The sequence below is a fragment of the Streptomyces sp. NPDC001380 genome (assembly GCF_042895785.1).
In the GTDB taxonomy this organism is placed as follows: domain Bacteria; phylum Actinomycetota; class Actinomycetes; order Streptomycetales; family Streptomycetaceae; genus Peterkaempfera.
On the sequence record NZ_JBIAWP010000038.1, the window covers coordinates 1 to 20,931 of the forward strand.

Annotated in this window: 18 protein-coding genes; 11 read left to right on the forward strand and 7 right to left on the reverse strand. The window is 76.7% G+C overall.

The window, feature by feature from the left end:
- Positions 1 to 306 precede the first annotated feature (306 nt).
- Both ACFY07_RS27375 and ACFY07_RS27380 read right to left on the reverse strand, forming a co-directional pair.
- Positions 307 to 450, reverse strand: a complete 144-nt coding sequence (locus tag ACFY07_RS27375; RefSeq protein WP_390872228.1) for a hypothetical protein — start codon at positions 448 to 450, stop codon at positions 307 to 309.
- Between the two features lie 380 nt (positions 451 to 830).
- Positions 831 to 1,790, reverse strand: coding sequence for a GNAT family N-acetyltransferase (locus tag ACFY07_RS27380; protein WP_390872229.1), 960 nt, complete (start codon positions 1,788 to 1,790; stop codon positions 831 to 833).
- A gap of 459 nt (positions 1,791 to 2,249) precedes the next feature.
- Between ACFY07_RS27380 and ACFY07_RS27385 the strand changes: the two genes are divergently transcribed.
- The 4 genes from ACFY07_RS27385 to ACFY07_RS27400 all read left to right on the forward strand — a co-directional run bounded on the left by ACFY07_RS27385 (position 2,250) and on the right by ACFY07_RS27400 (position 7,938).
- Complete coding sequence (locus tag ACFY07_RS27385; protein ID WP_390872230.1) at positions 2,250 to 3,089, forward strand: potassium channel family protein; 840 nt, start codon at positions 2,250 to 2,252, stop codon at positions 3,087 to 3,089.
- Between the two features lie 127 nt (positions 3,090 to 3,216).
- Positions 3,217 to 4,215, forward strand: coding sequence for a TIGR03885 family FMN-dependent LLM class oxidoreductase (locus ACFY07_RS27390; RefSeq protein WP_390872231.1), 999 nt, complete (start codon positions 3,217 to 3,219; stop codon positions 4,213 to 4,215).
- The gene (locus tag ACFY07_RS27395) at positions 4,212 to 5,918 is read left to right on the forward strand and encodes an alpha-amylase family protein (RefSeq protein WP_390872233.1); all 1,707 of its coding nucleotides are present in this window, start codon (positions 4,212 to 4,214) and stop codon (positions 5,916 to 5,918) included. Before ACFY07_RS27390 ends, ACFY07_RS27395 begins: the two co-directional genes overlap by 4 nt.
- A 130-nt stretch (positions 5,919 to 6,048) precedes the next feature.
- Positions 6,049 to 7,938 (forward strand): ABC transporter ATP-binding protein, encoded by a 1,890-nt coding sequence (locus ACFY07_RS27400; RefSeq protein ID WP_390872234.1) that lies wholly within the window; start codon positions 6,049 to 6,051, stop codon positions 7,936 to 7,938.
- Positions 7,939 to 8,055: 117 nt separating this feature from the next.
- Here the strand turns inward: ACFY07_RS27400 and ACFY07_RS27405 are convergent, their stop codons facing one another.
- Together ACFY07_RS27405 and ACFY07_RS27410 are read right to left on the reverse strand one after the other, a co-directional pair.
- Positions 8,056 to 8,877 carry a class I SAM-dependent methyltransferase gene (locus tag ACFY07_RS27405; RefSeq protein ID WP_390872235.1) on the reverse strand — a complete coding sequence of 274 codons (822 nt, stop codon included), beginning with the start codon at positions 8,875 to 8,877 and terminating at the stop codon, positions 8,056 to 8,058.
- Positions 8,878 to 9,076: 199 nt separating this feature from the next.
- The gene (locus ACFY07_RS27410) at positions 9,077 to 9,286 is read right to left on the reverse strand and encodes a hypothetical protein (RefSeq protein ID WP_230653557.1); all 210 of its coding nucleotides are present in this window, start codon (positions 9,284 to 9,286) and stop codon (positions 9,077 to 9,079) included.
- A gap of 391 nt (positions 9,287 to 9,677) precedes the next feature.
- Between ACFY07_RS27410 and ACFY07_RS27415 the strand changes: the two genes are divergently transcribed.
- The 3 genes from ACFY07_RS27415 to ACFY07_RS27425 all read left to right on the forward strand — a co-directional run bounded on the left by ACFY07_RS27415 (position 9,678) and on the right by ACFY07_RS27425 (position 11,904).
- On the forward strand, positions 9,678 to 10,271 hold the full coding sequence (locus ACFY07_RS27415; protein ID WP_390872236.1) for a hypothetical protein: 594 nt from the start codon (positions 9,678 to 9,680) through the stop codon (positions 10,269 to 10,271).
- Between the two features lie 337 nt (positions 10,272 to 10,608).
- Positions 10,609 to 11,124: a MarR family winged helix-turn-helix transcriptional regulator gene (locus ACFY07_RS27420; RefSeq protein ID WP_390872237.1), complete on the forward strand. Its 516-nt coding sequence runs from the start codon at positions 10,609 to 10,611 to the stop codon at positions 11,122 to 11,124.
- Positions 11,125 to 11,553: 429 nt separating this feature from the next.
- The gene (locus ACFY07_RS27425) at positions 11,554 to 11,904 is read left to right on the forward strand and encodes a DoxX family protein (RefSeq protein WP_390872238.1); all 351 of its coding nucleotides are present in this window, start codon (positions 11,554 to 11,556) and stop codon (positions 11,902 to 11,904) included.
- A gap of 188 nt (positions 11,905 to 12,092) precedes the next feature.
- On the opposite strand, the gene ACFY07_RS27430 is transcribed toward ACFY07_RS27425, so the two are convergent.
- Positions 12,093 to 12,803 carry a peptidylprolyl isomerase gene (locus tag ACFY07_RS27430; protein ID WP_390872239.1) on the reverse strand — a complete coding sequence of 237 codons (711 nt, stop codon included), beginning with the start codon at positions 12,801 to 12,803 and terminating at the stop codon, positions 12,093 to 12,095.
- 388 nt (positions 12,804 to 13,191) lie between these two features.
- Between ACFY07_RS27430 and ACFY07_RS27435 the strand changes: the two genes are divergently transcribed.
- Positions 13,192 to 14,163 carry an LLM class F420-dependent oxidoreductase gene (locus ACFY07_RS27435; RefSeq protein ID WP_390872240.1) on the forward strand — a complete coding sequence of 324 codons (972 nt, stop codon included), beginning with the start codon at positions 13,192 to 13,194 and terminating at the stop codon, positions 14,161 to 14,163.
- Positions 14,164 to 14,420: 257 nt separating this feature from the next.
- On the opposite strand, the gene ACFY07_RS27440 is transcribed toward ACFY07_RS27435, so the two are convergent.
- Together ACFY07_RS27440 and ACFY07_RS27445 are read right to left on the reverse strand one after the other, a co-directional pair.
- Positions 14,421 to 15,665 (reverse strand): MFS transporter, encoded by a 1,245-nt coding sequence (locus ACFY07_RS27440; RefSeq protein ID WP_390872241.1) that lies wholly within the window; start codon positions 15,663 to 15,665, stop codon positions 14,421 to 14,423.
- 295 nt (positions 15,666 to 15,960) lie between these two features.
- A complete protein-coding gene (locus tag ACFY07_RS27445) occupies positions 15,961 to 16,800 on the reverse strand; it encodes an oxidoreductase (protein WP_390872242.1) in 840 nt (279 codons plus the stop codon).
- A 310-nt stretch (positions 16,801 to 17,110) separates the two neighbouring features.
- On the opposite strand from ACFY07_RS27445, the gene ACFY07_RS27450 reads away from it, so the two are divergent.
- The 3 genes from ACFY07_RS27450 (at position 17,111) to ACFY07_RS27460 (ending at position 20,581) form a co-directional block, all read left to right on the forward strand.
- On the forward strand, positions 17,111 to 18,064 hold the full coding sequence (locus tag ACFY07_RS27450) for a helix-turn-helix domain-containing protein (RefSeq protein ID WP_390872244.1): 954 nt from the start codon (positions 17,111 to 17,113) through the stop codon (positions 18,062 to 18,064).
- A 215-nt stretch (positions 18,065 to 18,279) separates the two neighbouring features.
- On the forward strand, positions 18,280 to 19,488 hold the full coding sequence (locus ACFY07_RS27455; RefSeq protein ID WP_390872245.1) for a low temperature requirement protein A: 1,209 nt from the start codon (positions 18,280 to 18,282) through the stop codon (positions 19,486 to 19,488).
- Positions 19,489 to 20,095: 607 nt separating this feature from the next.
- A complete protein-coding gene (locus tag ACFY07_RS27460) occupies positions 20,096 to 20,581 on the forward strand; it encodes a DUF4396 domain-containing protein (RefSeq protein WP_390872246.1) in 486 nt (161 codons plus the stop codon).
- Positions 20,582 to 20,931 lie beyond the last annotated feature (350 nt).

A 20,931-nucleotide genomic window follows, 5' to 3' on the forward strand; every position in this document is an offset into this window, starting at 1 on the left:
AAGCACTCCGCCACCGCCTCCAACGTCGGCCTCAACCTCACCAAGACGGCCGCCGGCGCCCTGGACGCGACCCTGAAGACCAAGGCCTTCGCCGGCGGCCTCAAGGTCGGCACCGCGACCACCAACCCCCGCTTCTGACCCGCACCCCCACCCCCGGGACGGGCCGCCGGTCCGTGCGGCCCGCCGCACGGACCGGCGGCCCGCCGTGCTCCCGTGCACGCCCTGCCCCTCCTGTGCCCTGCCGTCGGCACGGGGCCGGGGGCCGCGGTCCGGCCGGCACGGGCTCCCGTGCCGGCCGGGTACGCGTCAGGCCTCCACCCGCTCGCACAGCTCCGCCGGCCGGGCCGGGGACACGCCCGCGGCCGGCTCGAAGGGCAGCGGCACGGTGAAATCGCGGACCCACCGGCCGTCGTCCGCCTGGAAGCGGCGGACCGCTGAGCGGATCAGCACGGTGCCGCCGGTCGCCGGATCGGTCCGCGCAGCCCGGCGGCGGTGGCATCGGCCCCCCGCTGCGCCCACAGGCTCGGGAGCGCTGGGCCGGTACTTCTCCATCCACTTGACCTGCCGCAGGGGCTGGCCGACGCCAGGCCGGAACACCTTCTCCGTCGCGTCCCTCGAGCAGGTGTGGATCTGGACGACCTCCTCCTCGTCCTGGCTGATGTCCGCGTGGACCGCCCGCCCGCGACCGTGGCGTCGCCGAACACCGCCGAGTGGACCGGCACGTACCGCTCGGCGTTCACCAGGACGACGGCGGGGACGCCCCGGTTGACGGAGCCCTGGCCCGGACCGCTCGTCATGGGCCGTCCGGGGATGCCCGCGGATCCGCGGGATCAGGACGCCGACAGCACCAGGCGGCGGCCGTTGCTGCGGTAGCCCGCGCGTTCGAAGGCCGCAGCCATCGGTGTGTTCGCCAGGTCGGTGTCGGCACGGACCCGCTCCGGACGGGCCTCGGACGCCAGGATCCTGGTGATCTCCGCGAGTATCCCGTCCGCGTGTCCGCGGCCCCGGTGTTCGGGCAGCACCCCGAGGTAGCCGACCACGGGGAAGGCGTGGTTGCGCGACGGGAGGCCGAAGCCGACCACCTCGCCGTCCGGTGTCCGGGCGATCCGCCACCAGGACCGGTCCCCGAGCATGGTGTCGCGGTAGAACGCGACGTCGGCGCGTGCCTGCGCCTCGGCGCCGACCCGGTCCGCCTGCTTGCGTGAACCGGCGTCGAGGGTGCCTGCCAGGACCCGGCGGAACAGGTCCACGAAGACCTCGTCGTCGGGCTCGGCCCGGAAGATCACGTCTCCCGACGGCTCCGGGAGGCCGTCCTGCGGCGTCCACTCGTAGCGCAGCCGCTCCAGAGTCGCGGGGAGGCCGGCGCGCCGGGCCGCCTCCTGCCGCCAGGCGACGGCCGCGACCGTGTCGGGACGGTCGTGCCAGTCGCCGGGGAGGAAGAAGTGGTACTCCGGCGCGGCGTCCGCGCCCGCTCCGGCGTACGCCGTGTGTGCGGCGGCGAGCAGTCCTGCGGCCAGCGCGGTGCGGTCGGCGGCCGACCTCACCGAGCCGTGGACGAACACGCCGTCGAGGGCGGCGGGCCAGGCGTCGTCCGGGCCGCCCCACCAGACGGCGAGCGCGAGCGGCGCGGCGCCGGGGGCGTCCTCGGCGATCCACGTCCAGCCGGGGCGGTACCCGCCGTCCGCGAGCCGGGCCCGGTACAGGTCCGCCGTCATGGCGCAGGCCGGGTCGGGGACGATGAGCGGGAGAACGAGGTCGAGGTCGGACTCGACGGTGGGACGGAAGATCACGGTGCCTCCGAGGCGGTGAAGCAGGAGGCGCAGCCCGATCAGGCCGGGTCTACCCCACCCGGACACGCACGGGGGTGGCAGGGGTGATCGGAAGCGCCGGGTTCGGGGAGAACATCGGGGGCCTCCTCTCTGCGTGGAACCGCGGGGGTCCGGCGGGGGCGCCGTTCCGGCACCCGGGTCGATCAGGAGATCGGCGGCGCCACGGTAGGGCACCGCCCGATCGGGGCGCAACGGAAATTCCGACCGCCCCTGTCGCGTGCCGGCGGAGGACGCGCGGCGGCCGGACGCCGTGCGGGGCGGAGCGGGTGCTCCCGCCGCGCCCTGCCGCGGCCGCCCCTCGGAGGCGACCGTCTACGCTCGTCGGGAGGCCCGGCGCCGCCGGTCCGGCCGGCCGTCCGCCCCGGGCGCCGGCGCGGCCGCGGCACGACCCGCCGCCCCGACCCGTCCCGGAGTACGTCCATGAGCCCTCTCGAGCGCTGGGAGCGGCGCACCCGGCTGCCCCTGCTCGTCCTGGCCCTGCTGTTCGCCGCGGCCTACGCCGCCCCGATCCTCCTCCCGCACGCCGACCCCCGCCTCGCGGCCGCCGCACGGGCGCTGGAGTGGACGGCCTGGGGCTGCTACGCCGCCGACTACGCCGTCCGGCTGGCCCTCTCCGGGCAGCGCTGGGCCTTCGTCCGCAGCCAGCCCCTGGCGCTGGCGGCGGTCGTGCTCCCGCTGCTGCAGCCGCTGCGCCTGCTCCGGCTGCTGGCGACCCTGCTGCTCGCCGGGCAGCGGGTCCGCGCCACGCCGCAGGTCCGGCTGACCACGTACGTCGTGGGATCCGTCCTCGCCCTGCTCCTCTTCGGCTCGCTCGCCGTGCTGGAGGTGGAGCGCCAGTCCCCCCACGGCAACATCCGCACCATGGACGACGCCCTGTGGTGGGCGTTCACCACGATGACCACGGTCGGCTACGGCGAGCACTACCCCACGACGGGGGTGGGGCGGCTCATCGCGGTGTGCCTGATGCTCTCGGGCATCGCCCTCCTCGGTGTGGTGACGGCCAACATCGCGGCCTGGTTCATCGCCGAGTTCCAGGAGGAGGAGCAGGAGACCCGGCGTCAGCAGCAGACACTGGACGCGCTGGTCGGCGAGGTCCGGGCGCTGCGCGAGCAGGTCGCCCTGCTGACGCTGCGGGCCGTCCCCGGCGGACCGCCGCCCGGGGGCGGCCCGGCCGCGCCGCCCCCCGCCCCGGCGGACCCCGCGGACGGGCCCGGCCCCGCGGACCTGCCGCCCGTGCCGGCCGACCGGCCCTCCGCCTGACGGACCGGCCCTCCGGCGGCCCGGGGCCCCGCCGCCGCCCGCGGCCCACCGGCCCTGCCCGGTCCGCCGCCCCCGCCCGCCGCCCCCCGCCCCCCGTGAACCGCCGCCCGGCGGGTACGCGCGGGCCATGACCGTCTACGGATTCCACGCCTCGCACGAACAGGTGCCCCCCGCCGACCTCCTGCAGGCCGTCGTCCACGCCGAACAGGCCGGCTTCACCGCCGCCATGTGCTCGGACCACTTCTCGCCGTGGAGCGCCCGCCAGGGCGAGTCGGGATTCGCCTGGTCGTGGCTTGGCGCCGCCCTCCAGGCCACCGACCGCGTGCCGTTCGGCGTCGTCAACGCCCCCGGCCAGCGCTACCACCCCGCGATCGTGGCCCAGGCGGTCGGCAGCCTCGCCTCCATGTACCCGGGCCGCTTCTGGGCGGCCCTGGGCAGCGGCGAGGCCTCCAACGAGCACATCACCGGAGGCGGCTGGCCCCGCAAGGACGTCCGCAACGCCCGGCTGCGCGAGTGCGTCGACGTCATCCGCGCCCTGCTGCGCGGCGAGGAGGTCAGCCACGACGGGCTGGTGACGGTCGACCGGGCCCGCCTGTGGACCCGGCCGGAGACCGTGCCGCCGCTCGTCGGAGCCGCGTGCAGCGAGGCCACCGCGGCCTGGTGCGCCGAGTGGGCCGACGGCCTCATCACCGTGAACGCCCCCCGCGAGACCCTGCTGGGCATAGCCGACGCCTACCGCTCGGCCGGCGGCCGCGGGCCGCTCACCCTCCAGGTCCACCTCAGCTGGGCCCCCGGCGAGGAGGAGGCGGCCGCCCTCGCCCACGACCAGTGGCGCACCAACGTGCACGCCCCGCCGGCCAGCTGGGACCTGGACACCCCCGACCTGTTCGACACCGTCAGCGAGCACGTCACCGTCGAGCAGGTCGCCCGCACGGTGAACATCTCCTCCGACCTGTCCCGGCACGCCGCCTGGCTCCAGGAGTACGCCGACCTCGGCTTCGACGCGGTGATGCTCCACCACGTGGGCCGGGAGCAGCGGGCCTTCCTCGACGCCTTCGGCGCGAAGGTCCTGCCGCAGCTCGACGTCACCCGCCCGCAGCCCGCCACCGCGGAGGCGTACCGATGAGGCTCACCCGCACGTCCGACCTGTGGTGGAAGAACGCGGTCGTGTACTGCCTGGACGTCGAGACCTACCAGGACGGCAACGGCGACGGCGTCGGCGACTTCGCCGGGCTGACGCAGCGGATCGACCACCTGGTGCGCCTCGGCGTGACCTGCCTGTGGCTGATGCCGTTCTACCCGACGGCCGAACGCGACGACGGCTACGACATCACCGACTTCTACGGCGTCGACCCCCGCCTCGGCACCCTGGGCGACTTCGCCGAGTTCGTCCGCACCGCGCGCGACCGCGGCATCCGCGTCATCGCCGACCTCGTGGTCAACCACACCTCCGACCGGCACCCCTGGTTCCGGGACGCCCGGTCCTCCCGCGACTCCGACCACCGCGACTGGTACGTCTGGCAGGACACCCCGCCCGAGGACGGGCCGAAGGGCGTCGTCTTCCCCGACGCGGAGCAGAGCCTGTGGGAGTACGACGAGCCCACCGGCCAGTACTACCTGCACCGCTTCTACAAGGAGCAGCCCGACCTGAACGTCGCCAACCCCGCGGTGCGCGACGAGATCGCCCGCATCATGGGCTTCTGGACGCAGCTCGGCCTGTCCGGGTTCCGCGTCGACGCCGTGCCGTTCCTGCTGGAGACCGACGGCCAGGACGACGCGGGCGCGCTGCCCGACCCCCACGACTACCTCGCCGACCTGCGGGCCTTCCTCAACCGCCGCGACGGCGAGGCGGTCCTCCTCGGCGAGGTCAACCTGCCCTACCCGGACACCCTCCGGTTCTTCGGCGACCCGTCCTCGGAGCGCGGCGACGAGCTCACCATGTGCTTCGACTTCGTCGGCATGCAGCGGATGTACCTGGCCATGGCGCGCGAGGACGCCCGCCCGCTCGCCGACGCGCTGCACGAGCGCCCCGCCGCCCCCCGGGACGCCCACTGGGCGACCTTCGTGCGCAACCACGACGAGCTGACCCTCGACAAGCTGGACGACGACGAGCGGGCCGAGGTGTTCGCGGCCTTCGGCCCCGAGAAGGACATGCAGCTCTACGGCCGCGGCCTGCGCCGCAGGCTGCCCCCGATGGTCGGCGGCGACCGGCGGCGCGTGGAGCTCGCCTACAGCCTGCTGTTCACCCTGCCCGGGACGCCGGTCCTCTTCTACGGCGAGGAGATCGGCATGGGGGAGAACCTGGCCGCCGAGGGCCGCCAGGCGGTCCGCACCCCCATGCAGTGGTCCCCGGAGAGGGGCGCCGGGTTCTCCACGGCCGACCCGGCCCGCTTCCCCAACCCCCTGGTCGGGGGGGACTTCGGTCCGGAGCACGTCAACGTGGACGGCCAGTGCCACGACCCCGGCTCGCTCCTCGGCCGCATGCGCCTGTTCGTCGAGCGCTACCGGGAGGCTCCCGAACTGGCCTGGGGCCGCTACCGGGCCGTCGAGACCCGCGACCCGGCGGTCCTGGCCCACCTCGCCTCCACGTCCGACGGCTGCGTGCTCGCCGTGCACAACTTCGCCGGACGGCCGGTGACCGTCCGGCCGGCCCTGCCCGACGCCGCACCCGGGAGCACGCTCACCGACCTGCTCGCCACCGCCGGCGACGGCGAGGACCTGACCGTCCCGGAGGACCGCGGGCCCGAGGTCCCACTCCCGCCGTACGGCTACCGCTGGCTGCGGGTCCCCACCGGCCGCGAGGCCCCGGAGCGGACCGCGGCCTGCTGAAGCGCCGCCCCCGGGCGGCCCGGCGGCGGTACCGGGAGGTCCCGCCGCCGGGGGGCCGGGGCGGCGGCGCCGGCCCCGGACACGGGCACGTCCTTGACCTCAAGCCCGGTTGAGGCCCTACGGTCCCTCCATGAGCATGGAGACCACCGCCTGGATGCAGCTGCACAGCGTCATGAACGCCACGCGGGAACGCCGCCCCCTGGCCCGGGCCACCCTGCGCCGCGTCGGCGCGTTCGCCCGGCCGCACCGCCGCCGCATCACCGGCTTCGTGCTGCTCAGCGTGGTCACCGCGCTGCTCGCCGTCGCGACCCCCGTCCTCGCCGGCCGCGTCGTCGACGCGATCGTCTCCGGCGGCGACTCCCGCCGCGTCACCACGCTGGCCCTGCTCATCGCCCTGATCGCCCTCGCCGAGGCGGGGCTCGGACTGCTGAACCGCTGGCTGTCCGCGAACCTCGGCGAGGGCCTCATCCTCGACCTGCGCACCGCCGTCTTCGACCACGTCCAGCGCATGCCCGTCGCCTTCTTCACCCGCACCCGCACGGGGGCGCTCGTCAGCCGCCTCAACAACGACGTGATCGGCGCCCAGCGGGCCTTCAGCAACACCCTGTCCGGGGTCGTCGGCAACATCGTCACCCTGCTGCTGACCCTCGCGGTCATGCTCACCCTGTCCTGGCAGATCACCCTCCTCGCCCTGGTGCTGCTCCCCGTCTTCGTCGTGCCGGCGCGGCGCACGGGCACCCGCATGGCCGCCCTCCAGCGCGAGGCCGCCACCCACAACGCCGCCATGGGCACCCAGATGACCGAGCGGTTCTCCGCCCCCGGCGCCACCCTGGTGAAGCTCTTCGGCCGGCCCGCCGACGAGTCCGCCGAGTTCGCCCGCCGGGCCCGCCGCGTCCGGGACATCGGCGTGCGCACCGCGATGGCCCAGTCGGCCTTCATCACGGCCCTCACCCTCGTCTCCGCCCTCGCCCTCGCCCTCGTCTACGGGCTGGGCGGCCACTACGCGCTCACCGGCGGCCTCGAAGCGGGCTCCGTCGTCGCCCTCGCCCTGCTCCTCACCCGCCTCTACGCCCCGCTGACCTCCCTGGCGGGCGCCCGCGTCGAGGTCATGAGCGCCCTGGTCAGCTTCGAGCGGGTCTTCGAGGTCCTCGACCTGGAGCCCCTCATCGCCGACCGGCCCGGCGCCCGGGAGGTGCCGCCCGGGCCCGTCGCCGTCGAGTTCGACGACGTCCGCTTCGCCTACCCGTCCGCCGACAAGGTCTCGCTCGCCTCGCTGGAGGAGGTCGCCGCCCTCGACACCCGGGCCGGCGGCGAGGTGCTGCGCGGCGTCTCCTTCCGCGCCGAGGCCGGCTCCACGGTGGCGCTCGTGGGGTCGTCCGGGGCCGGCAAGTCGACCATCGCCCAGCTCCTGCCCCGCCTGTACGACGTCGACGGCGGCGCGGTGCGCGTCGGCGGCGTCGACGTGCGCGACCTGTCGGCGGCCTCCCTCCGCGCCACCGTCGGCATGGTCACCCAGGACGGGCACCTCTTCCACGACACGGTCCGCGCCAACCTGCTGCTCGCCAGGCCGGAGGCCGGCGAGGACGACCTGTGGGACGTCCTGCGCCGCGCCCGCCTCGACACCCTCGTCGCGGAGCTGCCGGACGGCCTCGACACCGTCGTGGGCGAGCGCGGGTACCGGCTCTCGGGCGGCGAGCGGCAGCGCATGACCATCGCCCGGCTGCTCCTGGCCGGCCAGCGGGTCGTCATCCTCGACGAGGCCACGGCCCACCTGGACAACACCTCCGAGGCGGCGGTCCAGGAGGCCCTCACCGAGGCCCTGGCCGGCCGGACCGCCGTGGTCATCGCCCACCGCCTCTCGACGGTGCGCGCCGCCGACCTCATCCTCGTCGTCGAGGGCGGGCGGATCGTGGAGCGCGGGACGCACACCGAACTGCTCGCGGCGGACGGCCGCTACGCGGAGCTGTACCGCACCCAGTTCCGGGCCGGGGCCGGAACGGAGCCGGTCGAGGCCGTCTGAACCGCGCCGGCCGCCCCGTGCCGGCCGCCCGCGCCGGCCGCCCCGTGCCGACGGTGGGCCGGCGGTGTGCCGGTCCTCCGCCCCGTGCCGCGCCTGCCGGCCGGGCGGCGGGGCCGGTCAGCGCCGCCGGGCCACCACGAGGCGGCAGCGCGGAGTGCCGTCCGGCCGGAGGCCGAGAGCGCCGAGGGGCGGCGCGGCCACGTCGAACCCGGCCCGCGCCAGCTCCCCGAGCACGGCGGACGGCCGGAACGTGCGGTAGTACATGACGAAGCGGGGGCGCCACAGCGCGTTGCGCACCCGCATCGCCGCGTCGAACCCCCACAGGCCCCAGTACAGGCGCGAGCCGACCCGCGCCGGTGCGGGCAGGGGGAAGGCGAACAGGCCGCCGGGCCGCAGCGCCGCGTGCACCTGGGCGAACAGCGCGGGCCGCTCGGCGGGCAGGAAGTGGCCGAACGCCCCGAAGCTCACCGCCAGGTCGAAGGCGGCCGCGCGGAAGGGCAGCCGGCGGGCGTCGGCCCGCACCCAGTGCGCCGCCGGCCCGTCCGGCCCGCCGGGTCCGTCCGGACGTCCTGCGTCTCCCGGCCCCGCTCCGCCGGATTCCCGCGCGGGGGCGGCCGGGAGGGGGGCGGCAGGGACGGGGGCGACCGGGGCTGAGCGGGCGACGGCGAGCATCCCCGCGCTGAAGTCGACGCCGACGACCCGGTCCGTGCACACCGCCCGCAGGACACCGACGCCGGCCCCGGTGCCGCAGCACACGTCGAGCCCGGCGGCGAACGGCCCCAGCCGCCGCAGTTCGCGGGCCACGGCGTCCAGGACGCGGTCCGGCGTGCGGAAGGGCGTGCGGTCGAAGGCGGGGGCGAGCAGGTCGTAGCCGCGCTCCGTGTAGGACAGTGCCTGCACGGCGAGTTCGCGGAGGGTCGGGCCCGGCGAGGTGGACATCGGCCCCAGCGTATCGGGCCCGGACGGTGTCCCTCCCGTGATCCGCGGGCACGGCGTACCGCCCGTGGCCGCGGCGCCCCCGGCAGGCTCCGTGCTCGCCGGCGCCGGCGCCGGCGCGGGCGGCAGGCCCGCCGCCCGCCCGGACGTCCCCCGCGGCGATCGCCGTGCCGCAGGGGACGCCGGGCGGGCCGGTGGATCACTAGCGGACGTTGATCCACTGGCCGGAGTTGGCCTGGGCGAGGGCGTCGTCGGAGAAGTTGTTCACCGCGAACGAGGTGTTGCTCGCGTCGACGTCGGCCAGGCGCTGGTTGATGTTGGTCAGCTCCAGGAGGTTGAGGTTGAACCGGCCCAGGGCCTCGCGGCGGGGCAGCAGTTCGGCGGTCTGCTCCTGGAGCTCGGTGGTGTCCATCACGGTGGTCTCCTCGGTAAGGGAAAAGGGGCAGGACAGAACGTCCGATGTCCGACGTCGTTGGACGAATCGCCCGACGAGATGGGACGGTATGTGTTCCCGGCGTCCCGGGCAAGCACATCCGGGTGCCCTCGTGCCGCCGTTTCGCCGGGGACGCGCCCCCCCGCGAGGTGCGGCGTGTCCGGCTGCCGCGTCGGGACCGGCAGGTCGGCGGGTCCGCCCCCCTGCCGCGGCCGGGCCCGGGGGGCGTCCCTCGGGGCGGTCGCCGTCCCGCCCCCTGCCCCGGCCCACGGCGCGGCCGCGTGAACCGGACCGCCCGTCCGCCCGTACACAGGGCGACCGGTCACCGGTATGCGGTGCTGCGCCCCGATCCCACCCGTGAGGAGTCGTCATGTCGCGAAGGCGTACCGTCAGCCGCAGGCGGAGGGGCGTCCTGTTCGCCTGTGCCGCCGCCGTCGTCTGCGGGGGAGTGGCCGTCACCGTGCAGACCAGCCAGGCGGCCGTGGACTGCGCCGGGCTGGCGTCACGCCTCCGGGAGACGCAGGACCTCATCGCCGCCCAGCGGGCCCACCCGGTGGCGAACTCGGCCGCGGTGATCGCCAACCGGCAGGCGGTCGCCGACCTCCTCGGACAACAGCTCGCCCAGGGCGGCTGCGCCGCGCCGCAGGCGGCGCCCCGGAGTGCACCCCCGTCCGCCGCGGCGCAGGGGGCTGTCCCGGCGGCTGCGGCGGCAGGCGGTGAGGTGGTGTGTGCGGGGTCGACGGTGACGTTGTCGGGGGAGGCCGGGGCGCCGGCGGCGAGCAGTGACCGGTTCCCGGTCGGCACCAGGCTGAGGGTGACCAACCTGGACAACGGCCGGTCCACGTCGGTGGCGGTGACGGGCCCCTCGGGGAGCTGTGCGCTGCTGAACGACGCGGCGTTCGACCGGATCCGTGAGCCCGGCAGGAACCTCGTCCGCCACGCCCGCATCGAACGCCTCCGGTAGGCCGCGCCCTCGCGTCCACGGCCCCCCCGGCCGGACCGGAGCGGCCGTGGCGGCCCTCCGGCGCCGGTGCCCGGGGCCGGACCCCGGCTGTTTCGTCCAGGAACCGCCGGAAGGGGCGCTCGACGCCCAGGGGTCCGGCCCGGGGGCCCGTCGCCGCACGGTGGCGCACGCTGCGGACAGCCGCCGCCCCCCACCGTGTCCGGCCGGGTCGAGCCGCAGGTGCCGCGCCCCGGCCCGCCCGCCGTCGTCCGGACGGCCGGTCCGCCCGGACGGAGGCCTCGGCAGGCCGTCTGCTCCGCAGACGGCCTGCCGAAATGTGCAGGTTTATACTCATGCCGTGACCGAGCCCGCGCCCTCGCCCCTGCCGCCCGGCCTCGAGGACAGCCTCGGGTGGCTGCTGGCCCGGTGCTCCCGTGCTCACGTCGAGGCCGTGCAGCACGCCGTCGCCGACCTCCCGCACGGGCTCCGCGGGTTCCAGGCCCTGTCCGGCGCCGCGCACCGCAGCGCCCGCAACCAGGCGGAACTGGCGCGGCAGTTGGGCGTGGACCGGACCGTCATGGTCTACCTGGTCGACGACCTGGAGGAGGCCGGCCTGGTCGAGCGGGTCGCCGACCCGTCGGACCGGCGCAGCAAGCTCGTCCGGGCGACCCCCGAGGGCAGGAGGCGGCTCTCCGCCGCCCAGGCCGTCATCGACGGGGCCGAGGCCGCCCTCCTGGAGCCGCTGTCCCCGTCCGACCGCGACCGGCTGCCCGTCATCCTGCGGGCCATCGCCGCTCACCACGTCTCCCCGGAGGGGCCGGACGGCGTCTGCACCATGGCGCAGGAGGCCGCAGGCAGCGCCGGGACCCTCTGAACCCGCCTGCCGCGGCCCCGGTCTGGACGCCGGTGCGGTCCCGGTGCCGGACTCGGCTGCCGCCCTGGTGCCCACGGCACCGTGGACCCCGCCTCCCCGCGACCGGCGGGCCCGCGCGGAACGGTCCTGAAACCCCGTCGGCCACGCCGTCGCCGCCCGCACCGGACCCGGCGCCGCCCGCACCGGACCCGGCGGCGGACGTCGCCGGACCGGCTGCCGCCGACCCCGTCCGCCGCCCCGGCCCTCGGCTCCCGTCGTCCCGCCGTCCCTGCCGCTCCCGCCGTCCCGCCCCGTCGCAGGGGACGGCCGGGAAGCTTCCCTCCTGACGGTCTGTCCAGGAGGTCGGCTGCTTGGAAGAATGGCGGCCCGACCGCGTATGCGGCCGGGGACCCCGTGCTTCCGCCGCCTCCCGTTCCAGGAGGAACCGCAGTGTCGATCGCCTACGCCGCCCTTGCCGTCCTGCTGTCCCTCGTCCTGGTCGCCTCCGGACGGGGCAAGCTCGTCAAGGACGAGAGGGTCACCTCCTCCCTCGACGGCATCGGCATCCCGAGGGGCGTGTTCCCGGTGCTGGCGGGCCTCGAGTTCGCCGGAGCCCTCGGGCTGCTCATCGGTGCCGGCTTCCGGCCGCTCGGCATCGCCGCCGCCGTCGGCGTCGTCCTCTACTTCGCCGGCGCGGTCATCGCCCACCTGCGCGCCCGGGACGTCAAGGGCGCTCCCGTCCCCGGCGTCCTGCTCGCCGTCTCGGCCGCCGCGCTGGCCCTGGCCGTCGCCACCGTCTGACCCGAGGGGCCCGGCCGGGCCGGCCGGGCCGCCACGGACGTCCTGCGGCCCGGGCGGCCCGGGCGGTCCGGCCGGCCTTCCTTCCCGCCGGGCAGGGTTCCGGGCCGGCCCTTCCCCGGGCGGGCTCCCCCGCCGGACTCCTCCGGAGCGCGGTTCTCCCGGACGGCCTCCCGGAGGCCGGCGGTCCGTCAGCGCTTCTGGATCTGGACCCGCCTGACGGTGACCGGCAGGGTGGGGAAGCCGTCGCCGGGGCCGTTCTGGTCGTCCTCCCCGCCGGCGGCAATCTTCTCCAGCACGTCCAGGCCGGAGGTCACCCGGCCGAAGGGGGTGTACGCGGGGGAGAGCCGGGTGTCCTTCCAGACGAGGAAGAACTGGCTGCCGTTGGTGTCGGGCCCTGCGTTGGCCATCGCCACGGTGCCCGCCGGGTAGGTGGCGCCGGCGAGGTTCTCGTCCGGGAACGAGTACCCCGGGCCGCCGCTGCCGGTGCCGGTGGGGTCGCCGCACTGCAGGACGTAGATCCGCTGTGTGGTGAGCCGGTGGCAGTGGGTGCGGTCGAAGTACCGGTGCTCGGCCAGGAACCGGAAGGAGAACGTCGTGCACGGCGCCTCGCCGGTGAGCGCCCGGAAGGTGATCCGGCCCTGGGCGGTGCGCAGGGTGGCGTCGTAGGGGGCGGCGGCCCCGACCGGGTCGAGGACGGGGATGCCCTTGAAGTTGTCGGCCGGGACCGCCGGGGTGTAGGCGCAGCCGGCGGGGGCCGGGGCGGCCCCGCCGCCGGCGCCGGGTCCTGCCGCCGGGGCGCCTGCGCCGGGTCCTGCGGCCGGGGCGGCCTCGGCCGACGCCAGGACGAGGATCGCGGACGTTGCGAGGGCGGTGGGGAGCAGTCGGTGACCGCGCTTCACGGGTCGACCTCCGGGTCGTGGGTGGGGCGGGGCGTCCCGGCCGGGGCTCCGGTGGGACGCCTGTCATCGCCATGTCATGTTCATGAGCCATTCCCCGGCCGGCGGCCGGGTACTCGCCGCCCGGTCGCGCCGCGTCCTCCCTCCCGTGCCGCCCGCAGCGGTGCGGGCCCCGCGGGCCCCGCGGGGCCGGCGGCCCGGGCGGCTGCGGCGGCGCCGAGCCGGGACGCGCGCCTGCTGGAGCGCCCTGAGCCTCCGAAAGCACCGAACCCCGCGCCCGGGAACGGCGGCCTCTCTGCGTTCCGCGGGGTGAGCCGAGGCCCCTGCCGTTCTTTCCATGCCCGTGTACTAGTTTTGCGAACGTTTCTTCGATCGCGAGGGTGTGGTGGCAGTGGCAGGAATACGGTGGGGCGCGGTACTGCCGCAGGGGTGGCGTCTGGACCTGGTCCATCTGGCCGACCCCGCGGAGCAGTTCGAGGCCATGGTGGAGGTCGGCAGGGAGGCCGAGGCGCTCGGCTTCGACTCCGTGTGGCTCTACGACCACCTCCAGCCGGTCCAGGCCGAGCCGGAGACCACTTTCGAGTGCTGGACCAGCCTGGCGGCCGTCGCCCGGGAGACCCGGCGCGTCGAGCTGGGCCAGCTGGTCACCTGCAACAGCTACCGCAACCCGGCGCTGGTGGCGAAGATGGCCGCCACGCTCGACGCCGCCAGCGGCGGCCGCGCGATCGTCGGGCTGGGCGCGGGCTGGGACGGGCGCGAGTACGAGGCCTACGGCTACCCGGCGCCCCACCCGCCCGTCGGGGAGCGGCTGCAGCGGCTCGGGGAGGCGGCCCAGGTCGTCAGGACCATGCTCCGCTCGCCGCGCAGCACCTTCGAGGGCCGGTACTACCGGGTGCGCGACGCCGTCAACGTGCCCGTCGGGGTCCGCAGGCCCCACATCCCGCTGCTGATCGGCGGCAGCGGGGAGAAGGTCACCCTGCGCCTGGTCGCCGAGCACGCCGACGCCTGCAACCTGACCGACCACACCGACCCGCAGTTCTACCGGCACAAGCTCGACGTGCTGGCCCGCCACTGCGACGACGTCGGCCGCGACTACGACGACATCCTGCGGACGGCCACGCTCTCGGTCTTCGTCGCCCCCGACGAGTCCGGCCTGGAGCGCATGACGGCGCCGCACCTGGACGGGCGCAGCCGCGCGGAACTCGCCGCGCACAACGCCGTCGGAACCCCGGAGCAGCTCGTCGAGACCTTCGGGGCCCTCGTCGACGCCGGGATCCAGTCCTTCGTGCTGTACTTCCACGAGTCCACGCGGCTGGAGTCCATGCGGCTGTTCGCCCGCGAGGTGATGCCGCACCTGCGCTGACCCCGTGCCGGGCCGGCGCCGTCCCGCCCCGTGCGCCTCAGGCCGGGGCGGGACGGCACCCGTGCGGGCGGGCCGCGGGGTGTCGCGGGCAGGCGGGCCCGGGACGGTCCTCGCCGCTCCTCCCCGGCCGCCGCGTGGCGTGCGGCAGCCCGACCGGTGGGCCGCGCCGCGCGGGGGCGTGCCCTGCCCGCCCCCGGTCCGGTGTTCCGGCACCGTGGGCGGCCCGGCCCGGCCCGGCCCGGCCCGGCCCGGCGCGGTCAGGGGGCGGGCTCGGTGCGCTGCCTGCGTTCGGCGGCCAGGGTCGCGGCGAGGAGCAGCAGGCCGGCGGCGGCGAGTGCGGACCCGGTCCACGCGGGGGCGGCCCAGGAACCGGTGGCGTCGAGGGCGGCGCCTCCCAGGAACGCCCCGAGGGCGTTGGCGAGGTTGAAGGCGCTGTGGTTGGTGGCGGCGGCCAGGGTGGGGGCGTCTGCGGCGGCGTCCATCAGGCGCGTCTGCAGCGCGGGGACCAGGGCGAACCCGGTGCCGAGGAGGAGGACCGCGCCGACGGCCGCGGTGCGGTGCGCCGAGACGGCCGCGAAGAGCGCGGGGAAGAGGACCATCGTGCACAGGATCCCGATGAGCGAGGCTGCCGGTGCGCGGTCGACGGTCCGCCCGCCCACGAGGTTGCCGGCGGTCATGCCCAGGCCGAAGACGGCCAGGACGGCGGGGACGGCCGCCGCGGGCAGGTGGGCCCGCCCGGTCAGCGCGGGGGAGAGGTAGGTGTAGACGCTGAACATGCCCCCGAAGCCGATCGCGCCGACGGCCAGGGTGGCCAGGACCCGTGGTCGGCGCAGTGCCGCGAACTCGCTGCGGACGGTCGCCCGCGGCCGGCCGGGACCGGCCGGCACGAGGAGGCGGACCGCCGCGAAGGTCAGGGCGCCGGCGACGGTGACGGCGGCGTAGGCGGTGCGCCAGCCCGCGGCCTGTCCGAGCGAGGTGGCGGCCGGCACGCCCGCCACGTTGGCGATGCTCAGGCCGAGCATGACGCGGGAGACGGCCCGGGCCCGGCGCGCGGGCCCGGCGAGGTCCGCGGCGACGAGGGCGGCGATTCCGTAGAAGGCGCCGTGCGGCAGCCCCGAGGCGAACCGGGCCGCCAGGAGCGTGCCGTAGCCGGGGGCCAGTGCGGTCGCCAGGTTGCCGGCGGTGAACAGCGCCATCAGCGCCAGGAGCACGGAACGGCGGGGCCGGCGCACACCGAGGACGGCGAGCAGGGGAGCCCCCAGCACGACGCCGAGGGCGTAGGCGCTGACCAGGTGGCCGGCGCGGCTCGGGCCGGTGCGGAGGCCGGCGGCGATGTCGGGGAGCAGGCCCATGGCGGCGAACTCGCCGCTGCCTATGGCGAACCCGCCCAGGGCGAGCGCGGCCAGGGCCGGCCCCGGACGGACGGTTCGCCCCGGACCGGCGGTGCGCCCGCCGCCGGCGGGCGCACCCGGGGGCAGGATGGTGCTGCTGGTGGCGCTCATTCCCTCTTCGTTCCTTCTTCGCTTCCTGCGGGGTCTTCCTCCGGTCCGGCCCACCCGGCCCGCACCGGCGTGCCCGGCCCTGCCGGTCGCCGTACGGCCGGCCCGGGGCCGCGGCGCGCGGGCCCTGTCGTCGCCGGCCGGACGGGCCTGCCCGTGGTGGTGCCGCATGCCCGCCGCGCGGTCCGCACGGACCGGACGGTTCGGCCGTTCGGTCCGGGGGCCGGGCCTGAGGACCGGACCGCGGCACGGCACCGGCCCCCGGGCGCGGGCGCCCGCGCCCGGGGGCCGGTCGGGGTCAGTCCTGCGGGAAGTCGGCGCCGCGGGAGACGTGCTCCCAGGCGGCGAACTCCTCACGCAGGGCGTCGAGCCCGGCCAGGGCGGTGTCGTAGGCGGCGGAGCCGAGCAGGAGGCGGCGCGGCGGGTGGTCCGCCTCGACGGCGGTGATGATCGCCGTGGCGGCACGGGCCGGGTCGCCGGGCTCCTGCCCGTTGCCGGAGCGGAAGGCGGCGCGCTGGGCCCCGGCGGTGGGCGCGTAGTCGGCGATCTCGCCGGCCGGGGCGGTCTCGGCCGCGGAACGGCCCGCCCAGTCGGTCCGGAACATCCCCGGCTCGATGAGCATGGCCCGGATGCCCAGCGGCTCGGTCTCCTGCCACAGGGCCTCGGTCAGGCCCTCGACGGCGAACTTGGTGGCGTTGTAGTGGCCGACGGCCGGGAAGGCCCGCAGGCCGCCGATGGAGGAGAAGTTCACGACCGTGCCGGTGCGGCGCCGGCGCATGCCGGGCAGCACGGCGCGGGTGACGTCCCACAGGCCGAAGACGTTGATCTCGTACATGCGGCGGACCTCGGCCTCGTCGCTCTCCTCGACCGCGGCGAAGTAGCCGATGCCGGCGTTGTTGACCAGCACGTCGACACCGCCGAAGGCGTCCTCGGCCGCCTTGACGGCGGTCCGTACCTGCTGCGGGTCGGTGACGTCCAGGGCGAGGGCCAGGGCGCGGTCGCCGTGGCCCGCCACGACGTCCGCCACCTGCTCGGGGTTGCGGGCCGTGACCACCGCGCGGTCTCCGCGGTCGAGGACCGCCCGGGCGAGGTGGCGGCCGAAGCCGGTCGAGCAGCCGGTGATGAACCAGGTCTTCACGGGAGAAGGGGTCCTTTCGGGAACCGTGGGGGGTGGCACGCGTCGGGCGGGCCTGCGGCGGCGTCCGCCGCACCCGACGGGCGGCGGGGCGCCGCGGACGGCAGGCCGGGATCCGGCCTGCCGTGACCCGGCGTGCCGGGGTCTGCATCCAGCACACCAGCCCCGCCGGGGCGTCCGGGGGCCGATGCCGGGCCCTGCTCTGCCCGGGACGGCGCTGCCCGGGTCGGCCCTGCCCGGGTCGGCGCTGCCTGGGAACGGCAGACCCCCCTTCGCCCCTCCGTCCGGCTGCCGTGCCCGGCACCATGGAGGCATGCCCGCCCGCAACGCCGACCTCGCCGAGTTCCTGCGCAGCCGCCGCGCGGCCATCGACCCCGCCTCCGCCGGGCTGCCCGACCGCGGCGCCTACCGCCGCGTCCCCGGCCTGCGGCGTGAGGAGGTCGCCCTGCTCGCCGGGGTGAGCACCGACTACTACACGCGCCTGGAGCAGGGCCGGCAGGTCAGCCCCTCCGAAGGCGTCCTGGACGCGGTCGCCGCCGCCCTGCGCCTGGACCAGGCCGAGCGCGCCCACCTGTTCCACCTCGCCCGCCCCCGGAGCGGCCCGGTGCGCCGCGGCGCCCCCGCCGTCCAGCGGGTGCGCCCCGCCGTCCGGCGCATGCTCGACTCCCTCACCGACCAGGCCGCCTTCGTCCTCGGCAGGCGCACCGACGTCCTGGCCGCCAACCACCTGGCCCGCGTCCTGCTCGCCGACTTCGACGCCATGCCCCACCGCGAGCGCAACCTCACCCGCTGGGTCATCCTCGACGACGCCGCGCGCGCCCTGTACACCGACTGGGAGAAGGTCGCCGCCGAGATCGTCGGCATGCTCCGCCTGGACGCGGGCCGCCACCCCGACGACCCGCGCACCGCCGAGCTGGTGGGCGAGCTGGCGGTGAAGAGCGACCGGTTCCGCCGCTGGTGGGCCGACCACCGGGTGGTGGAGCGCACCTTCGGCTCCAAGCGCTTCCACCACCCCCAGGTCGGCGCCCTGACCATCGACTACGAGGCCCTGGTCCTGCCCGGCGAGGAGGACCAGACCCTCTTCGTCTACCTGCCCGCCGAGGACGCGGCCTCGCAGGACGCGTGGCGCCTGCTGGCCAGCTGGAACGCATCCCCCGTCGGCCACGGCCGCCCCGCAGCCCCCGGCCGGCCCTCCGCACCGGACCGGCCCTCCGCACCGGACCGGCCCTCCGCACCGGACCGGCCCTCCGCACCGGACCGGGTCTGACCGCCCGCGCCGCTGCGCCGACCGCCCCGCCGCCGACCCCGGCACCCCGAGCCCGGAACGGCCGCCGAGCCGGAGCGGGACCGCCGATACGCTGGGCTTTCCCCGGCGGACGGCCGGGGCCGTCCACCCCGCGGGTCCCAGGCCCGCACACTGGACGGGGGCCGACCATGCCCGACGAGGCCGACGAGGCCGACGAGAGCGGACGAGGGATGCCGATGAGTACCGGGGAGGCTCCGTCCGCGGTGTGGCGGCGGCTGATGACGGCGCGGTCCGCGGACGAGGAGCACCGGGTCTCCACGGCCCTGGAGCTCTTCTTCGACCTGTGCTTCGTGGCGGCCGTGGCGCAGGCGTCGGCCGGGCTGCACCACCGCGTCTCCGACGGGCACCCCTGGCAGGGGGTGTCCGGGTACGCGCTGGTGTTCTTCGCGATCTGGTGGGCGTGGATGAACTTCACCTGGTTCGCCTCCGCCTACGACACCGACGACGTGCTCTACCGGGTGACGGTGCTGGTGCAGATCTCGGGCGCGCTGGTGCTGGCGGCCGGCGTGCCGAGGGCGCTGGACCGGCAGGACTTCGCAGTCGTCACCTGGGGGTACGTGGTCATGCGCCTGGCCCTGGTGGCCCAGTGGCTGCGCGCGGCCCGCTCCGACCCGCCGCGCCGGGCCTGCTGCCTGCGCTACGCCGTGGGCGTGACGCTGGTCCAGGCCGGCTGGGTGGCGCGCCTGGCGCTGCCGCAGCAGTGGTCCACCGCCTCCTTCGTGCTGCTGGCCGCCGCCGAACTGGCGGTCCCGGCGTGGGCGGAGCGGGTGGGGCCGACGACCTGGCACCCGCACCACATCGCCGAGCGCTACGGACTCTTCACGCTGATCGTCCTGGGGGAGACGGTGACCTCCTCGACGCTCGCCGTCCAGTCCGCCCTGGACGGGAGCGCCGCCGCGGGCGGGCTGGCGGCCACGGCCGCGGGCGGACTGCTGACGGTGTTCGGCCTGTGGTGGATCTACTTCGCGGAGGACGCGCCGCGCCTGCTGACCTCGCTGCGCGCCTCCCTGGCCTGGGGGTACGGGCACTACGGCGTCTTCGCCGCGGCGGCCGCGGTGGGTGCGGGGCTCGCCGTCCAGGTGGACCGCCTCGCGGGTGGGGCCCACGTGGGCGACCGGGTGGCGGCGGCCGCCTTCACGCTGCCGGTCGCGGCCTTCGTCGTGCTCGTGTGGGCGCTGCACCTGCGCCGCGGGTCCGGGCGTGCGCGGGGGGCCGCTGCGCTGCCGCCGGCGGCGGCGGCCGGGGTGCTCGCGGCCGGGTTCACCGGGCAGCCGGTGCTGTACACCGGCCTCGTGGTCGCCGCGCTGGTCGTGGCCCGGCTCCTGGCGCAGGACGGCGGGCCGCGTGCCGCCGGGCCGGACGGGGGCGCCCCGGCGCTGCCGTAGGCCGGGGTGCGGGCCGCCCGGCCCGGCGCGCGGCCGCCGGGGGCCTTCGGCGTCGCCGTCGGCCGCTTCGGCGCCGTGTTCCCCGCCGACCCGGTCGCCGCCTTCGCCGGCGTCCGCCGCGTCCTGCGGCCCGGCGGGCGCGCCGCCCTGCTCGCCCCGGCCGGCCCCGGGCGGGCCGACCAGTGCTCCACGCCCTGCGCCCCTTCGGGCCGGTGCCCGACTTCGCGGTCGGCGCGCCCCGGATGTTCTCCCCCCGCCGACCGGCGGTGTTCCGCCGGGTCGGCGGCGACGCTGTCTTCGCGCAGGCGTGGACCGCCCTCGTGGAGGCCGCCCTCGTGGAGGCGCCGGTGATCCTCGGGCGCGATGCGGACGACGCGGCGGACCGCCTGCTCGGCTCCGGCCCGGTCCGCCTCCTGCCCGACCGCGCCTGCCGAGGCCCTGCGCCCGTCCGAGGGCGGCGTGCGGTTCGGCGGTGCCGCCCGGCTGTCCGCCGCCCCTCGGCCTCCGGTGGGGAACGGGCGCGCGATACGGGGTCGGAAATACCCCCAGGGGGTATATGGTTGGAGCAGGCAGCCCGCACGTCCGACCCTTCCGAGGAGACCGTGTCATGGACCACGCGACACTCGAGCACCAGCACCAGCACACCGGTCACAGCGCCGGCGGTACCTGGCGGACGGCGGCGCAGGCGACCCTGCACTGCCTGACCGGCTGCGCCGTCGGCGAGGTCCTCGGCATGGTCGTCGGCACCGCCGCCGGCCTCCACAACGGCGCCACCCTGGCGGTCTCCGTCGTCCTGGCCTTCGTCTTCGGCTACGCCCTGACCATGCGCGGCGTGCTGCGCGCCCAGGTGCCCCTCCGTCAGGCGGTGAGGATCGCCCTCGCCGCCGACACCGTCTCCATCGCCGTGATGGAGCTGATCGACAGCACCGTCATGGTCGGCGTGCCCGGCGCCATGGACGCCGGCCTCTCCGACCTGCTGTTCTGGGGGTCCCTGGCCTCCTCCCTCGTCCTGGCGTTCGTGCTCACCACGCCCGTCAACCGGTGGCTGATCGCCCGCGGCAGGGGCCACGCCGTCGTCCACGCCCACCACTGACGGCGGGGGTGCCCGTGGGCACCCCCTGGGGGGCGGCCCCGGCCTCCGGCGGGCCTCGGGTCCTCGGCGGGATCCGCCCCCGCGCCGGACACCCCGCAGGATGCGGGGCCGACCGGTACCGGCACAGCCGGGGACCGGGGCCGGCGGGGCGCGGCGGATCCGGAGGGCCGCCGGACGCCGCCCGTGCTCCTCCTCGCCGGGCTCCCGGGCCTGCGCCCCCTCCTGCGCTCCCGCCACCCCTTCGGCGGGAAGCCCCAAGGCCGGGAAGTTAGCCTGTTTGTGCTGGTGGCAAGGGGGTTGAGGTCCAGGCTGTGGCTGCGTAGAGGCCGGGTCCGAGTTTGTGGATGAGT

Coding starts and splice junctions, on each gene's coding strand:
- ACFY07_RS27395 (WP_390872233.1), top strand. CDS start 4,212: ATGAGGCTCACCCGCACGTCCGACCTGTGGTGGAAGAACGCGGTCGTG.
- ACFY07_RS27390 (WP_390872231.1), top strand. CDS start 3,217: ATGACCGTCTACGGATTCCACGCCTCGCACGAACAGGTGCCCCCCGCC.
- ACFY07_RS27400 (WP_390872234.1), top strand. CDS start 6,049: ATGAGCATGGAGACCACCGCCTGGATGCAGCTGCACAGCGTCATGAAC.
- ACFY07_RS27455 (WP_390872245.1), top strand. CDS start 18,280: ATGAGTACCGGGGAGGCTCCGTCCGCGGTGTGGCGGCGGCTGATGACG.
- ACFY07_RS27460 (WP_390872246.1), top strand. CDS start 20,096: ATGGACCACGCGACACTCGAGCACCAGCACCAGCACACCGGTCACAGC.
- ACFY07_RS27385 (WP_390872230.1), top strand. CDS start 2,250: ATGAGCCCTCTCGAGCGCTGGGAGCGGCGCACCCGGCTGCCCCTGCTC.
- ACFY07_RS27410 (WP_230653557.1), bottom strand. CDS start 9,286: ATGGACACCACCGAGCTCCAGGAGCAGACCGCCGAACTGCTGCCCCGC.
- ACFY07_RS27440 (WP_390872241.1), bottom strand. CDS start 15,665: ATGAGCGCCACCAGCAGCACCATCCTGCCCCCGGGTGCGCCCGCCGGC.
- ACFY07_RS27405 (WP_390872235.1), bottom strand. CDS start 8,877: ATGTCCACCTCGCCGGGCCCGACCCTCCGCGAACTCGCCGTGCAGGCA.
- ACFY07_RS27450 (WP_390872244.1), top strand. CDS start 17,111: ATGCCCGCCCGCAACGCCGACCTCGCCGAGTTCCTGCGCAGCCGCCGC.
- ACFY07_RS27415 (WP_390872236.1), top strand. CDS start 9,678: ATGTCGCGAAGGCGTACCGTCAGCCGCAGGCGGAGGGGCGTCCTGTTC.